This window comes from Rhodococcus sp. AB351 (assembly GCF_049538275.1).
Taxonomy (GTDB): domain Bacteria; phylum Actinomycetota; class Actinomycetes; order Mycobacteriales; family Mycobacteriaceae; genus Rhodococcus.
Genome location: NZ_JBMVFW010000001.1, coordinates 806,302 through 821,043, shown reverse-complemented (window position 1 = coordinate 821,043; position 14,742 = coordinate 806,302). Strand labels below are relative to the sequence as shown.

General features: G+C 69.1%; 13 protein-coding genes. 5 read left to right on the top strand and 8 right to left on the bottom strand.

Features of this window, described 5'->3' with window-relative positions; translation table 11 throughout:
* Positions 1-8: 8 nt before the first annotated feature.
* Genes ACPCXD_RS03685 through ACPCXD_RS03675 form a run of 3 tightly spaced genes read right to left on the bottom strand, consistent with a single transcriptional unit; the run spans position 9 to position 2,500 of the window.
* A complete protein-coding gene (locus ACPCXD_RS03685; protein WP_059384610.1) occupies positions 9-833 on the bottom strand; it encodes an SDR family NAD(P)-dependent oxidoreductase in 825 nt (274 codons plus the stop codon).
* 24 nt (positions 834-857) lie between these two features.
* Entirely contained in the window at positions 858-1,691 is an 834-nt protein-coding gene (locus ACPCXD_RS03680; RefSeq protein WP_258259041.1) for a mycofactocin-coupled SDR family oxidoreductase, read from the bottom strand.
* Complete coding sequence (locus ACPCXD_RS03675) at positions 1,691-2,500, bottom strand: mycofactocin-coupled SDR family oxidoreductase (protein WP_202400510.1); 810 nt, start codon at positions 2,498-2,500, stop codon at positions 1,691-1,693. The genes ACPCXD_RS03680 and ACPCXD_RS03675 overlap by 1 nt, the downstream gene beginning before the upstream one ends.
* Before the next feature lie 208 nt (positions 2,501-2,708).
* On the opposite strand from ACPCXD_RS03675, the gene ACPCXD_RS03670 reads away from it, so the two are divergent.
* From ACPCXD_RS03670 to ACPCXD_RS03655, 4 genes are all read left to right on the top strand, one after another.
* Positions 2,709-3,881: a 3-ketosteroid-9-alpha-monooxygenase, oxygenase component gene (locus ACPCXD_RS03670; RefSeq protein ID WP_106201671.1), complete on the top strand. Its 1,173-nt coding sequence runs from the start codon at positions 2,709-2,711 to the stop codon at positions 3,879-3,881.
* Positions 3,882-3,925: 44 nt separating this feature from the next.
* Positions 3,926-5,107, top strand: coding sequence for an acyl-CoA dehydrogenase family protein (locus ACPCXD_RS03665; RefSeq protein ID WP_106201337.1), 1,182 nt, complete (start codon positions 3,926-3,928; stop codon positions 5,105-5,107).
* A 38-nt stretch (positions 5,108-5,145) separates the two neighbouring features.
* Positions 5,146-6,078 carry a biphenyl-2,3-diol 1,2-dioxygenase gene (gene bphC, locus ACPCXD_RS03660; RefSeq protein ID WP_106201336.1) on the top strand — a complete coding sequence of 311 codons (933 nt, stop codon included), beginning with the start codon at positions 5,146-5,148 and terminating at the stop codon, positions 6,076-6,078.
* A 210-nt stretch (positions 6,079-6,288) separates the two neighbouring features.
* Complete coding sequence (locus tag ACPCXD_RS03655; protein ID WP_059384615.1) at positions 6,289-7,077, top strand: IclR family transcriptional regulator; 789 nt, start codon at positions 6,289-6,291, stop codon at positions 7,075-7,077.
* Positions 7,078-7,127: 50 nt separating this feature from the next.
* Here ACPCXD_RS03655 and ACPCXD_RS03650 read toward each other — a convergent pair whose 3' ends face one another.
* Positions 7,128-7,832 (bottom strand): PadR family transcriptional regulator, encoded by a 705-nt coding sequence (locus ACPCXD_RS03650; protein ID WP_059384616.1) that lies wholly within the window; start codon positions 7,830-7,832, stop codon positions 7,128-7,130.
* 151 nt (positions 7,833-7,983) lie between these two features.
* Between ACPCXD_RS03650 and ACPCXD_RS03645 the strand changes: the two genes are divergently transcribed.
* Positions 7,984-8,238, top strand: coding sequence for a hypothetical protein (locus tag ACPCXD_RS03645; protein WP_016695946.1), 255 nt, complete (start codon positions 7,984-7,986; stop codon positions 8,236-8,238).
* Positions 8,239-8,265: 27 nt separating this feature from the next.
* Here ACPCXD_RS03645 and ACPCXD_RS03640 read toward each other — a convergent pair whose 3' ends face one another.
* From ACPCXD_RS03640 to ACPCXD_RS03625, 4 genes are all read right to left on the bottom strand, one after another.
* Entirely contained in the window at positions 8,266-9,024 is a 759-nt protein-coding gene (locus ACPCXD_RS03640; protein ID WP_016695945.1) for a MerR family transcriptional regulator, read from the bottom strand.
* Between the two features lie 98 nt (positions 9,025-9,122).
* Positions 9,123-10,580: a dynamin family protein gene (locus ACPCXD_RS03635; protein WP_423658454.1), complete on the bottom strand. Its 1,458-nt coding sequence runs from the start codon at positions 10,578-10,580 to the stop codon at positions 9,123-9,125.
* Positions 10,577-12,394, bottom strand: a complete 1,818-nt coding sequence (locus ACPCXD_RS03630; protein WP_423658452.1) for a dynamin family protein — start codon at positions 12,392-12,394, stop codon at positions 10,577-10,579. The genes ACPCXD_RS03635 and ACPCXD_RS03630 overlap by 4 nt, the downstream gene beginning before the upstream one ends.
* A 70-nt stretch (positions 12,395-12,464) precedes the next feature.
* Positions 12,465-14,501 (bottom strand): IniB N-terminal domain-containing protein, encoded by a 2,037-nt coding sequence (locus ACPCXD_RS03625; RefSeq protein WP_423658450.1) that lies wholly within the window; start codon positions 14,499-14,501, stop codon positions 12,465-12,467.
* Positions 14,502-14,742 lie beyond the last annotated feature (241 nt).

The window sequence follows — 14,742 nt, the reverse complement described above, 5'->3', positions numbered from 1 at the left end:
GGGATCGATCAGTTGCGTCCGTCGAACAGTGCGTCCGGGCGCAACCGATCGGTCAGCACCCGGGCCCGCTTGGCGGCGAGCCGGTCGAAGGACTCCGGGTGGGTGAGGATCCAGAAGTCGTCGCGCCCGATGCCGTCGAACAGCAGTCGCGCGGCGTCGTCGGGGGTCATCCCCTCCCGGATCTGTTCACGCCAGAACCCGGCGTCGGCGGCGGACGCCTCGTGGTCGGGAAGGTCGTCGAAGATGCGCGTGGCGACCTGCCCTGGACTGAACACCGACACGCCGATCTGCGGATACGCCTCGGCACATTCGAGATACAGGCATTCGGTGAGCGCCTGGACACCGTGCTTCGACGCCGCGTAGGCCGTCATCCGCGGGGTGATCGCGATGCCGCCCACCGAGCACGTGTTCACGATGTGCGACCGTCGCGGGTCGGCGCCCATCCTCGGGACGAACGACCGGATGCCGTGGTAGACGCCCAGCAGGTTCACGTCGATCACGCGCCGCCACTCGCCGACGGGCACCTCCCAGGTATATCCGAGCGATTCGAGGCCGGCATTGTTGAGCAGCACTGTCACCGAACCGAATTCGGCATACGCGGCATCGGCCAGAGCGTCCACCGCAGCGGCATCGCGCACGTCGGTGGGCACCGTGAGCGCTGCGCATCCGTCGGCCCGCAGGTCCGCGGCGACCGCGTCGAGGCGCTCGGCGGAGATGTCGGCGAGCACGACGTTCATGCCGAGGGCTGCGGCCCGCCGGGCGGCGCTCTCCCCGATCCCGCTGCCCGCTCCGGTCACGACGGCGGTACCGTCCTTCAGGTCTTCCGGTCGCACGATGTCTCCTGTTCGACGCAGCGATTACTTGACGCAGTGCCCGGCGTCGACGGGCAGGGTGACACCGGTGATGTACCGGGATTCCTCGGATGCGAGGAACAGGCTCGCGTTCGCGATGTCCTCGGGTTCGATCAACGGCACGGGGAGCAGGTGCATCGACTGCAGGGCCGTCTCGAACTGCTCCCGCGTCGGGTTCTCGACACCCGGGCAGAAGGTGCGCATCGTGGCCGGGTTCTCCACCATCGTGGTCCGGGTGTTGGCGGGGTGGATCGTGTTGACCCGCACCCGATGCGGGGCGAGTTCGTTGGCGAGCGACTTCATCAGCCCCACCACACCGTGCTTGGCGGCGGTGTAGTGCCCGACGCTCACGAGCCCGCGCAGACCGGCGATCGAACTGACGAGCACGATCGAGCCTCCGCGACCACCGGTCACGATGTGCGGGATCGCGGCCTTGCACGTGCGCCACACGCCGGTGAGGTTGACGTCGAGCATGGTCTGCCAGCGTTCGGAGTCCATCTCCGTCGCCCGGCCCGACGAGCTGATGCCCGCCGTCGCGCACACCACGTCGAGCCGGCCGAGCGCGGCGACCCCCTGCGCCACCGCGTCGTCGAGCGACGGCTGATCGCGCACGTCCACCTCGAAGGCGCAGATCTTCCGGCCGAGCGATTCCACCAGTCGCACGGTCTCGGCGAGATCGGCGGGTGAGGCGCCGGGAGTGGTCGCGTGGTCCACCGGGGCGCACACGTCGACGGCGACGATGTCGGCACCTTCCTGCGCGAACCGCACCGCCTGGGCACGCCCCATCCCCCGCGCCGCGCCGGTGATCAGCGCGACCTTCCCGTCCAGACGCCCGCTCATCACGCCACCTTCTGGGTCAGGCCGCCGTCGACGACCATGTGCAGCCCGGTGACGTACCGGGATTCGTCGGACGCCAGGAACAGCACCGCGTTGCTCACGTCGACCGGTTCGACCCACGGCACGCGCAGCAGCGTCTTCGTCGACAGCACCTCCGCGGCGTCGTCGGCGGTGGGCGCCTCGAGGTCGGGGCGCAGCCGCGCGAAGGTCGCAGGGTTGAGCGTCATCGGTGTCGCCGCCGCACCCGGATGAACGGTGTTGACGCGGATCGCCTGCGGTCCGAGTTCGTTCGCCAGGGTCTTGGCCAGACCTGTGACCGCGTGCTTCGCCGCCGAGTAGTGCGACGCTCCCGGTACCGCCTTGATCGCGGCGGTGGAACTGACGATGATCACCGAGCCGCCGGCAGGATCGAGTTCGGCGACACCGGCTTTGACGGTGTGCCACGTTCCGGTGAGGTTGACGTCGATCGACCGGTTCCAGATCTCGTCGTCGATCTCCCAGGACGGGCCCGGATTGTCGCTGATACCGGCGTTCGCGACGACGACGTCGAGCGGTCCGAGCTCGGACACTCCGGCCTGCACCGCCGCGATCACGGCGTCGACGTCGCGGACGTCCGCTGTCCCGATGACGATCCGGCGGCCCGTCGCACGGACGAGGCGGGCGGTCTCGTCCAGTTCGGCCTCTGCGCGACCGCCCGGCAGATCCAGCGCAACGATGTCGGCACCTTCCTCGGCCAGCCGCGTCGCGCACGCGCGCCCGAGCCCACCTGCGGCACCCGTGATCAGCGCGACCTTCCCGGTCATCCGTGTCATGGAACGTTCCTTTCGCCGTGACGTGTCGCGACGCTAACGACCGGTGACGCCGATCCGGGAGGTCTTCTCCCGTGTGACGGGAGGCCTGTTCTGCCCGCCGGTTCGTCGCATTCCATCCAGCGGGAGACACGCTTCACACGGCGAGTGGCCGACGAGTTCCATGAGGCGCATCACAAGTCTCTCCACCACTGACGGCACGGAGGAATTCATGTCCATCGACACCGCACGGTCCGGTTCGGACGACGACGTCGAGATCCGCGAGATCCAGGCTGCGGCCGCTCCCACCCGCTTCGCACGGGGCTGGCACTGCCTCGGCCTGCTCCGAGACTTCCAGGACGGCAAGCCGCACTCCATCGAGGCCTTCGGAACCAAGCTGGTCGTGTTCGCCGACAGCAAGGGGCAGCTCAACGTCCTCGATGCCTACTGCCGGCACATGGGTGGCGACCTGAGCCGCGGCGAGGTCAAGGGCGACTCGATCGCGTGCCCGTTCCACGACTGGCGCTGGAACGGCAAGGGCAAGTGCACCGACATCCCCTACGCCCGGCGCGTCCCGCCGATCGCGAAGACCCGCGCCTGGACGACCCTCGAACGCAACGGCCAGCTGTACGTCTGGAACGACCCGCAGGGCAACCCGCCGCCGGAGGACGTCACCATCCCGGAGATCGCCGGTTATGGCACCGACGAGTGGACGGACTGGAGCTGGAAGAGCCTGCGAATCAAGGGCTCCCACTGCCGTGAGATCGTCGACAACGTCGTCGACATGGCGCACTTCTTCTACATCCACTACTCGTTCCCGCGCTACTTCAAGAACGTCTTCGAGGGCCACACCGCCACGCAGTACATGCACTCGACCGGTCGCGAGGACGTCGTCAGCGGCACCAACTACGACGACCCCAACGCCGAACTGCGTTCGGAAGCGACCTATTTCGGTCCGTCGTACATGATCGACTGGCTCGAATCCGATGCCAACGGCCAGACCATCGAGACCATCCTCATCAACTGCCACTACCCGGTGAGCAACAACGAGTTCGTGCTGCAGTACGGCGCGATCGTCAAGAAGCTCCCGGGTGTGTCGGACGAGATGGCCGCCGGGATGGCCGCGCAGTTCGCCGAGGGTGTGCAGCTCGGTTTCGAGCAGGACGTCGAGATCTGGAAGAACAAGGCACCCATCGATAATCCGCTGCTGTCCGAGGAGGACGGCCCGGTCTACCAGCTGCGTCGCTGGTACCAGCAGTTCTACGTCGATGTCGAGGACATCACCGAGGACATGACCAAGCGCTTCGAGTTCGAGATCGACACCACCCGGGCGGTCGCGAGCTGGCAGAAGGAGGTCGCGGAGAACCTCGCGAAGCAGACCGAAGGCACGACCGCGACCCCCTAGAGCCCCCTCCTCGCATCCCCCACCCCACCAGAAGGAACACGATCATGAGCTACGAAGTCCTGGCCGGCATCGAGGCCGCGGCCGACGACATCTTCCTCGAAGGTGTCGAGGCCGAACGAATCGGCAAGGTCGCCGACGCGACCGTCAAGCGCATGAAGGAGTCCGGCTCCATCCGTATGCTGCAGCCCAAGGAGCACGGCGGTTTCGAGTCGCATCCGCGCGAGTTCGCCGAGACGGTCATGCGGATGGCGTCGCTCAACCCCTCGGCCGGCTGGGTCCACGGCATCGTGGGCGTGCATCCCTGGCAGCTCGCGTTCGCCGATCCCAGGGTCCAGCAGGAGGTCTGGGGCGAGGACCAGGACACGTGGCTCGCGTCGCCGTACATGCCGGGCGGCATGTGCGTTCCGGTCGACGGCGGCTACAAGTTCTCCGGCAGGTGGTCGTTCTCCTCGGGTACCGACCACTGCGACTGGGCGTTCCTCGGTGCGATGGCGTGCAACCCGGACGGCAGCGTGCAGATGCCGCCGCGCATGCTGCACGTGATCATCCCGCGGTCCGACTACCGGATCATCGACGACTCGTGGGACGTCGTGGGTCTGCGCGGAACGGGGTCGAAGGACGTCGTCGTCGAGGACGCGTTCGTGCCGGACTACCGCGTCATGGATTGCGACGAGGTCATCGACGGCACCGCCGTCCGCAAGTACGGCCGCACCGAGTCGCTGTACCTGATGCCGTGGTCGAACATGTTCCCGCTCGGAATCACCTCGGCCACCATCGGCATCTGCGAGGGCCTGCTGCACCACGCCAACGAGTACCAACGCGAGCGCATCAACCCGCAGGGCACGGCCGTCAAGGACGATCCCTACACCCTGTTCGCGATCGGCGAGGCCACGGCGAAACTGCGGTCGGCGCGGGATTCGTTGCTCGCCAACGTCGATCGCATGTGGGACATCGTCGACTCCGGGAAGACGCCGACCTTCGAGCAGCGTGCTCTCGGCCGCGAGACCCAGGTGAACGCCGCCTGGCAGGCCGTCACGGCCGTCGACCAGGTCTACGCCCGGTGCGGCGGCAACGCCCTGCGGATGGACAAGCCGATGCAGCGTTTCTGGCGCGACGCACACGCCGGTCTGCACCACGCGATCCACGTCCCGGGCACGGTCTACCACGCGGCGACGCTGAGCGGCCTCGGTGTGGACCCGCAGGGTCCGCTGCGGGCGATGATCTGACCTTCCCCCACATCCGAACCGACAACGGAGACAACAGTATGAGCAAGTTCGACGCCGGAAGTTTCGGCACCGACATCCGCGGTCTGGGATACGTGAAGATCCAGACGAACGACATGGAGCGCTGGCGGAAGTTCGCGTTCGAGGTCCTCGGCTTCGCCCAGGGGTCCGGGCCGGAGGAGAACGCGCTGTACCTGCGCATGGACGAGCGCAGCGCGCGCATCGTGGTGGTGCCGGGCGAGGACGACCGGGTCGTCACGATCGGTTGGGAGGTCCGCGACCGCGCGGCTCTGGCACGTGTCCAGGCAGCCGTCGAGGCGGCCGGAGTGGCGGTCAAGCCGCTGTCGGTCGAAGAAGCCGACCTGCGCCGGGTGGAGGAGGTCATCACCTTCCAGGATCCGAGCGGCGCGACCCTCGAGGTCTTCCACGGCGCGGTGCTCGACCACAGCCCGGTGGTCACGCCGTTCGGCGCGAAGTTCGTGACGGGCGCGCAGGGACTCGGCCACGTCGTCCTGCCGGTCACCGACATCAACGGCACCTTCGACTTCTACACCGAGGTTCTCGGCTTCCTGCCGCGCGGCGCCTTCCGGTTGCCGGCACCGCCGGAGTTCGGGCCGATCCGCCTGCGCTTCCTGGGGGTCAACCAGCGCCACCACAGCCTCGCGCTGATTCCCGCCCCGCACGGCGGCGCTCCGGGCCTGATCCACCTCATGGTCGAGGTCGACACCCTGGACGCGGTCGGCCAGGCTCTCGACCGGGTCGTCAAGGACGGTTTCTCGGTGTCGTCGACGCTGGGCCGCCACACCAACGACAAGATGGTGTCGTTCTACGTCCGCGCCCCCGGTGGCTGGGACATCGAGTTCGGTACCGACGGGCAGCTCGTGGACGAGACGTTCTACACGTCCGAGGAGATCACCGCCGACAGCTACTGGGGCCACGACTGGTCCGGTAGCGAGCCGCTCGCCGCCATGTAGCACCACCCTCTGCGCACCACCGCACAACCGCAGATCGCTCCCCGAAGAGGGGGAACCCCGTCCACGAGGACAGCGGGTTCCCCCCTCTTCGGTGTGCAATCTCGGTGATCCACTTCACAAACGCGCGCGCGTGTGTCACTATTTCTAATAGAAAGACCTACGTCAGTTGGGTTTCGTGGCGATTCTCGCCCCTGATCGAGGGAGATATCGGTGACCGCACCCGCGACTGCAGACTCCACCCCCACCGCGATCCTCGAACGGATCTCGCTCGTCCTGGACGCCTTCGACGGCCCCGGACGGCTCACGCTCGCCCAGGTCGTCAGGCGAACCGGGCTGCCCCGCTCGTCCGCCCATCGGATGCTCGAACGACTCGTCGAGATGCGGTGGCTGCGCCGCGAGGGCCGCGACTACGAGCTCGGCACCCGCCTCATGGAGCTCGGCTCGATCGCTGTCCACCAGAACCGCCTGCACAGCGCCGCCGCTCCGATCCTGCACGACCTGCACCGCGCCACCGGCTACGTCGTGCACCTCGGCGTACTCGACGGGCCCGACGTGCTCTATCTCGACAAGGTCGGTGGCCGGCTCGCCACGGAGCTGCCCACCCGCGTCGGCAGCCGCTATCCCGCACGCAATTCCGCGATCGGCAAGGCCCTGCTCGCCTACACCCCGCCCAGCACCGACGACCTCACCGAGCTCACCCCCGAACTGCGCAAGGTCCGCGAGACGGGCGTGGCGTACGAGGTGGCGCGGATCTCCGGCGGGATCGGCATCATCGCCGTCCCGATCGGCCCCGTCGGTGATGTCGTCGCCGCCCTGTCCATCTGCGGACCGACCAGCCACGTCAAGTTCGACCATCGCCACGCCGCCCCGGTCCGTATGGCAGCGAACGCGATCCACCGATCTCTCTCAGGACGCCCCCGCGCTGCGCAGGTCGTGCCGCGAGCGCACCACCCGGGCCTGTCCGCAGCGACGGCACAGCCCCGCCTGCAGTACGCCTGAGGGCGCTCCGCTCTGCCCGGACGGTCCCCGCACCGGGCGGAGCGGCCGACTCAGCTGCGCTCGCGCCGTTCGAGACCCAGCACGAAGTCCTCCACGTCGCGCCAGGACCCGGCGACCTCCGGAACAGGATTGCCCAGTTCGTCACGGGCCCGGACGGACGAGAAGGTCTCGGCCGCCTCGTCGATGTCGGCCAGTACCTGTTTCGCCAGATCGATCTCGGCCTGGAAGTAGCGTTCGGCCCAGATCAGGCTCATCCGGGAGAACGCCCATGCGGGTTCGCGGTTGGCGTGATCGCCGTGCAGCTTCGCCTGCTCCCGCATGGTCTCCATGTTCTCGATGTGCGACCGGACGAGCTTCTTCAGCTCGTCGGGCTCGTTGAGATGTCCCATCCACAGACGCAGCATGAGACCGTGCTTGAGGACCGGTTGTTCGACGGGCGCAGCCCGCGACCAGTTCCGCACGGCACGGGTGCCACGTTCGGTGATGCGGTAGACCCGCCGGCCACGCTCCCCCGGCTCGGAGATCATCTCCGACTCGGCCAGCCCCGCCGCCTCGAGCTTCTTGAGTTCGGCGTAGATCTGGCTGACGGACGGACTCCAGTAGAAGAAGCCGATGCTCCAGTCCGCCCACTTCTTCAGGTCGTAACCGGTGAGTCCCTCACCGAAGGTGAGCATGCCCAGAACGGCCCAACTCGTGGCGGGCAACGACGGGTAGCTGTCGTCGGAAGCGTCGGCGACAGGCTCGATCTCGGGCATGATCGAAGCCTAACAGCCCAGGTAGATGAGGGTGCACCGCGCTGGATACCGCCCGCTGAGCGGAACACGGTCTCCCGTTCCGTGGGAGAACGGGAGACTCGGCCGGTCGCCGCAACTACCGTCGCTGTCACAGCCCCCAGGAGGTCCGATCATGGAAAGCGTCACCTGCAACCACTGCAGCAATCGCGTCCTCGTCGAGAAGTACAGCGAGGCACACACCAGCATCCAGTGGCTCGACGACGCCGACAGCGTCTGCCCCGAGTTCGCGCGGGCCCGCACCGCCCAGGAAGGCCGTGCCTGGATCCCCACCTGCCACAAACTGCAGCAGACGATCGACGACCTGATCGTCTCCGGCCAGATCGGCCTGTCGCTGCGCAGCTATCCGGTACCCGGCCGCCTCGAATGACGCGGAGCGCGGCCGGGATCCGCCGGATCACATCCCCCGCGCCTCGTTCGCCTTCGTGATGAACTCGATCTGTTCACGACTCGGCCCGCAGAACTCCTGCTCGATCTGCTGCGCGTTGTCCTCGTGCATGCGGTAGAGGCTGTCGCGTAGGCCCTCGTCGCCGCCGTGGAACTGCTCGAGCAGACCCATCCATTGCCGTGCCATCTCCTGGGCCTCGGGAGAAGCCGGATCCATCCCCGCACTCAGTGCAGCGTCGACACGTGGGATGAGCTCCTGCCACGACGCCTCCGCCGCCGTGATGACGTCGTCGCCCAGCCTTGCGCGTCGTTCCGCGAGGTCTGCGATCTGTCCCTTGTCGAAATACTTCTCGAAGACGTCGTCCACTTCGATCACTCCTCGGATCACCTGAAGGAAGTCGGCGACCGATGCATCCGGCGACGTTCGGACCGTGCGGGAGAGCATCTCGACCTGGGCGCGCAGCGTGCGGGTTGCCGCGAGCTGATCGTCCAGGTAGGCACGGTGCGCATCGAGGATCTCCGACAGCGAGGTGTCACCGTCGGTGACCGTGGCGATCGCGTCCAGCGACAGCCCGAGCTGACGCAGCACCAGCACCTGGTACAGCCTCTCGACGTCCGGCTCCTCGTACAACCGGTGACCCGACGCCGTCCGGCCCGACGGCCGCACGAGGCCTATGTCGTCGTAGTGATGCAGGGTCCGCACGGTCAGGCCCGTCTCCGCTGCGAGACGCCCCACCTTCCATTGCTGTCCGGAACGTGTCTGCTGCATCGTCCACCCACTTCCACCGGCACTCCGTGTACCGGCACGATCGACGCTATGACCTCACGTTACGTGAGGTGCAAGCCGATCGTCCGGCTACAACTCGTCTACCGGCCGGCTCCCGCGACCAGCCCCTCCGCACTGCGCGCCGCCACCGCTGCGGCCTTCGCGGTGAACGGATCGAGCAGCGGATGCTCTGCGCGGGATCGCCAGTGCCGCACCGCGTCGACGGCTGCCGCGCGGATCTCGGCGGGCGACGCGTCGTCGGTGAGTCCGAGGCGCCGGGTGGCGCCGATCCCGGATCCACCGACCACACGCTGCAGCGCCAGGACCTCCTCGTCGGGCAACGACACCGACGCCGACCGCAGTCTGCCCAGCAGGCGGAGTTCGGCGAAGCCGTGGTCGTCGGCCAGTTCGCGTCGCACGGCTCCCAGCAGGTCGTGATCGCCGCACGCGTGCAACACCCGTTCGAGCGCCAGCAGCGCCGAATGGGTCTTGAGCTGATCGGCGCGCTGACCGAACTGCACGTCGATGACCTGACGCAGCTCGTCGAGCCCGCTGCGCGCGACGAGTTCGGCGGCGAGCGAAGGTGAATCGCGCGCGCCGAGCTGCACGAGCAGAACTGCGGTGCGGATGCCGAACAGACCGAACCGGTCGACGAGACGTGCCCGCATCCCGGGGTCGACGGGCAGGTCGACGTCGGGCCGCGCGAAGCGGTCGGCCGACAACATCGCGACCTGCAGTTGGTCCGACGGCACCCGGGCGAGCGCCTCGAAGGCCGCGAACTCGTTCTGCCGCAACGTTCGCGCGGCGAGCGCGAGCAACCCGGCGACCGGCACGACCGCCTGGCACAGTCCGGTGCGTTCGAGTTCGTCGGTGAACCTCGCCGCGACCTGCTTCGCCGACATCATCGCGTCGGCGCGACCGGCACCGACCTCGTCGGCACGCGAGACCACGCCGACGATGCCGAGCGGCCCCGATCCCCCGCCGACATGGCGGCCGATCCGTTCGAGGAACTCGACGTCGGCGGCGCCGAGCGAACGCATCAGGTAGACGGCGGCGTCGGCACCCGAGGCCGATTCCTCCGGGGTGAGCAGCGCCAGGGTCCGCGCCGACACGTCCTGCGACAGCGACGACGTGCCCGGGGTGTCGATGATGGTGGTCTGCGCCAGCGCGCTGGCGGGCCATTCGACGTCGATGAAGTCGACGCGATCGGCGGTGAGTTCGCCGAGGTCGAAGGTCAGACGCCCGTCGGGACGGTGCACGGGCACCGGCATGCGGCGCTCCCCGTCGTACCAGGCGTTCACCGACGGCACGGGCCCATTGCGGTACCAGGTGACGACGCGCGTGCACTCCGTCGCATCGGTGGGCGCGATGTCCTGCCCCACAAGCGCATTGAGCAGAGTCGACTTGCCGGCCTTGAGCGATCCGGCGAGCGCGACCCGCAGCGGCTGATCGAGTCGCGCGGCGCAGTGGTCGAGCCGGTCCGCGACGGCCGGGTTCCCGCCGTACGACGCGCGTGCCCGGTCGAGCAGGTCGCGGGCGCGCGCGAGGGCCGGGGTCACGCCGACACTCCCGCGAGTTCCGCGGCGCGCTCGCGCAATCGGCTCAGTTCCGCGACCTGCGTGTCGAGTTCGCCGATCCGACGCCGGCGTTCCTGTTCCTGCACGGTCGCGGCCTGACGGGTCGCTTCGAGCGACTCGTCGAGCGAACGCAGTGTCTGTTCGGCGATCTCGGTGAAGTGATCGCGCAACTGCCGCTGGATGAGGCGGAGCCGGTCCTTGGATTCCTTCCCGACCTGGAAGCTCACGTCGTCGGTGAAGGCGCGGATCGCGTTCTTCGCGTCGGCGCGGCGTCTGGCGAGCCGGACCTGCTTGTCGTCGCGATACGCCTTGGTGCCCAATACGACTCCGGCTCCCACCGAGATCGGGTTCACGAGCGCCATCCCCATCAGGGTGGTGACGAGACCGAACATCAGCACGCCACCGTAGGAACCCTTCATGCCGACGAGCACCTTCTGACCGATGCCGATCCGGCCGGACTCGAGATCGGACAGGTTCTCGACGGGATCGAGCAGCGTCGACAGGTCGCCGAGATGCAGCGACGGCAGGGATGCGTCGTCGAGCGCGAAGTGCTCCGCCACCCTGCCGGCGAGGATCCCGGCGCGTTCGTGCGCCCACACGAAGTTGTCGCCGACCGATTCGGCGACCTGCTCGGCGAGCCACTGCCCCAGCCGGGGCCATTCCTTGCCCGGATCACACTCGTCCACGGACGCTTCGGCGTCGCGGGTCACCGTGCGCAACCGGTCGCGCAGGTCGTGGTCGATGTCGGCCGCGAGATCGGCGATGCCGTCCGACAACGTGATCTGCCACCGCGCCGCCCGCGTCCGCAACGCCTCGGTCGCGGCGCGCGCCCGGCGCAGGTCCTCGATCGCGGCGTTCCCGGATTCGGGGTCGCGCAGCGCGGCGAGTTCGCTCTCGCAACCGAGCGCGAGATGGTCGACGACGGTCTTCACGTCGTGTGCCACCGACAGGCGCGCCGAGTCGGCGTTGCGCGCGACCACCTGGTCGCGCAGGAAGTCGTAGATCGCGTCGAAGCCGGATTCCTGCTGCAGCGACGCATCGTCGGTGCGCAGGGCGTATTCGCGCAGCAGGGACGAGACGGGCAGCAACGGCAGGTCGAGCCCGGCGCGCTGCAGGTGTTCGCGGTCGGCGTCGACGATCGCGCGCCAGTGCGGATACATGTCGGTCTTGGTTACGAGCACCGCCGACGCCGGGCACAGTGTCTGCACCTGCCGCAGGAACGCCATCTCCGGAGCGGTGAACTCCTGGCTCGCATCCGAGACGACGAAGACCGCGTCCGCGGTGGCGAGGAGCGTCAATGTGGCTGCGGTGTGCGGATTTCCGTGCCCGCCCACACCCGGGGTGTCGACGAACACGAGCCCGTCGGCGAGCAGTGGACTCGGCACGCTCACCTCCAGCCGTTCGACGTCCCGGCCGGCGCTGCGTGGCGCGACCTGCTGCAGGTCGCCGAAAGGCACGGCGATCCGCGGCGCCGAACCGGTCGGGACGAGTTCGGCGGACGGCTCCTGCCCGTGCTGCACGAGCGTGGGGACCGCGGTGGTCTCGTCGTCGCCGACGGAACACACCTCGAGGCCGAGCAGTGCGTTCACGAACCGGCTCTTGCCCTGGTTCAGACCCCCGACGACGACCACCCGCAGTCGCGGGTCGGTGACCTTCGTGCGGGCGGCCGTCAGCCGGTCGGTGAGATCGTTGCGTCCGGCGCTGCGGGAGCGCGCGATCGCGGAGTCGATCAGGTCGAGGAGCGCTCGACGTCTCGAGGGATCGGATGGATGCTGCGTATCCGGTGAATGCTGCATGGGCTGCGTCGACTCGCCTTCCGTCGGTGCGGGCTCCGGCCATTATGTCCCGGAGCCCGCACCGCTGCGGTCAGGGCACCAGTCCGTCGAGGTCGGTGGAGTCGGTGGCACCGAGCGAAGAGTCGCCGCCGGCTCCGAGCGAAGAGTCGCCGCCTGCGCCTGCGAACAGGCCACCGTCGAGACCGGAGGTCGCGGTAAGGCCGCCTTCGCCGAACAGTCCCGCAGCTCCCGAGGCGGAGCCGAAGACGTCCTCGCCGACCGATGCCCAGCTCTCCGCACCACCCGACAGAGCTGTATCCACTCCGCCCGTCAGGGCCGTCCCCACCTGCGTGGACAGTTCGGCACCGAGGTCGGCTGCGCTCTCCAGTCCGCCGGAGACACCGAGGTCGGCGGCAGTACCCGGATCTGCTGCACCACCGAGATCGAGCGCGTTCTCGAAGTCGGCTGCCGTACCCAGGTCGACCGACGTTCCCAGTCCACCGGCCGCGCCGATCCCCGAATCGATCGCGGCGCCGAGGTCCGCGCCCACGTTCACTCCGGCCCCGAGTTCCGCCGCCGCGTCCAGCGCTCCGTCGAGGGCGTAGCCGAGCTGACCGGTGGCTTCGGCACCGGCGCCGAGGCTGCCGCCGATCGTTGTCGCGAGCTGCGAGCCGAGATCCGCACCCGCATCGACGGGCACCGACCCCGCGGCCGTCTCGAGTGCACTGCCGAGCTGCAGGCCGAGCTCGGCGCCTGCCGCACCACCGGTCGCGAAGGTCGAGCCGAGGACGGACGACAGGTCCGTTCCGAGGCTCGTCCCCGCCTGCACGGTCGAATCGACGGTCGCGCCGATATCGGTGGTCGAGCCGATGGCGACGTTCAGCGCGGACGACAGTTCGGTGGTCGCGGTGGTCTCGAGGCCCAGCGCGCCGCCGAGCACCCCACCGACCACCGTGCCGAGGTCGATGCCCGCACCGGTCTCCGCATCGATCTCACCACCACCGGAGAGGACCGCGTCGAGGTCGACGCCGCCGAGCAGGCCACCGTGCGCACCGCTCTCGATGACGGTCCCCAGCGCGGCACCGAGATCGGCCGCAGCGCCGCCGCCCGCTCCGAGCAGGGCCGAGAGGGACGCACCGAGACCGAGGGTCGCGCCCACGCCGGCGTCGAGACCGGCGGCGAGGTCGGTTCCCAGGCCGGCACCGAGATCGGCCACACCACCGAGGACACCGCCCAGGCTCGTGCCGAGCGCACCGGTCAGTTCCGTGCCCACGCCGAGCACGCCCCCGAGTGTCGTGCCGAGCGCGACACCGAGTTCGGCGCCGCCGTCGAGGGCCGCGGTGAGCTCGGTCGAGAACGCGCCCCCGGCGTCGACGGCGGATTCCAGCAGGCCACCGAGGGCGAGGCCGATATCGGCACCGAGCGTGCCCCCGATACCCAGTGCTCCTTCGAGGGTGGTCGCGAGGTCGGCGCCGAGACCGCCCGAGGCCTCGACAGCCGCGTCGATCGCGGCGGCGAGATCGGCGGCGGCACCGACGCCCAGGCCCAGTCCGCCTTCGAGCGCTCCGGCCAGTGCCCCACCGACGTCCAGGGCACCCCCGAGGTCGAGGGCTCCACCGAGTTCGAGGCCCGCGCCGAGTGCACCACCGAGTGCCGCTCCCAGGGAAGCACCGAGCTCGCCACCGGCTTCGAGCGCCGCTCCGAGCTGTGCACCGAGATCGGCGACGATCCCGGTGTGCGCGCCGACGGTCCCGCCGAGGTCCAGTCCGCCGCCGAGCCCCAGACCGCCACCGAGTCCTGCTCCGACACCGAGGCCCAGGCCGGCGGCGCCACCGAGGCCCACTGCTCCACCGAGACCTGCCGCTCCGCCGAGGCCGGCCGCAGCGGTGCCGGCGATCGACGCTCCGACGTTCGCCGCACCGTTCAGCGCTGCGGTCAGTTCGGCGGCGGTCCCGGCGAACAGACCGCTGTCCGCGACCAGCGGGGCGACGGCGACGATGTCGGCGTGGCACACGTCGTCCAGTCCGGCTTCGGTGAGGACGGCCTCGGGGTTGCTGCAGTACCGGGCGAGTTCCTTCTCGTCGCGGAACAGGCCGAGGATGAAGTCGAGTACGGCGTTGGTGGCCATCGCGTGTCTCCTGAGTCGTGGGGATCTGGGAACGACGCTACGAATCCGCGGGTCACGGGCACAGGGGGTGCGGCCCCCTGTCTGCCGTCGACCGTTAGGGGATCGGGGTGCGGGGGCATCGGGGTCGTTAGGGGATCGTCCCCACGATCGGGCCGGTGGGCGGTGTGGGAGCTAACAGGTCACGGGGTGGGAACGACAGGCTCATCGAGACCGAACGGTGGAACGAGATCGCGGACCTGTG

Excerpts from the sequence above, each read along its gene's own strand:
- bphC (WP_106201336.1), top strand. The coding sequence starts at position 5,146 with ATGAGCAAGTTCGACGCCGGAAGTTTCGGCACCGACATCCGCGGTCTG.
- ACPCXD_RS03625 (WP_423658450.1), bottom strand. The coding sequence starts at position 14,501 with ATGGCCACCAACGCCGTACTCGACTTCATCCTCGGCCTGTTCCGCGAC.
- ACPCXD_RS03675 (WP_202400510.1), bottom strand. The coding sequence starts at position 2,500 with ATGACACGGATGACCGGGAAGGTCGCGCTGATCACGGGTGCCGCAGGT.
- ACPCXD_RS03645 (WP_016695946.1), top strand. The coding sequence starts at position 7,984 with ATGGAAAGCGTCACCTGCAACCACTGCAGCAATCGCGTCCTCGTCGAG.
- ACPCXD_RS03680 (WP_258259041.1), bottom strand. The coding sequence starts at position 1,691 with ATGAGCGGGCGTCTGGACGGGAAGGTCGCGCTGATCACCGGCGCGGCG.
- ACPCXD_RS03650 (WP_059384616.1), bottom strand. The coding sequence starts at position 7,832 with ATGCCCGAGATCGAGCCTGTCGCCGACGCTTCCGACGACAGCTACCCG.
- ACPCXD_RS03665 (WP_106201337.1), top strand. The coding sequence starts at position 3,926 with ATGAGCTACGAAGTCCTGGCCGGCATCGAGGCCGCGGCCGACGACATC.
- ACPCXD_RS03640 (WP_016695945.1), bottom strand. The coding sequence starts at position 9,024 with ATGCAGCAGACACGTTCCGGACAGCAATGGAAGGTGGGGCGTCTCGCA.
- ACPCXD_RS03630 (WP_423658452.1), bottom strand. The coding sequence starts at position 12,394 with ATGCAGCATTCACCGGATACGCAGCATCCATCCGATCCCTCGAGACGT.
- ACPCXD_RS03670 (WP_106201671.1), top strand. The coding sequence starts at position 2,709 with ATGTCCATCGACACCGCACGGTCCGGTTCGGACGACGACGTCGAGATC.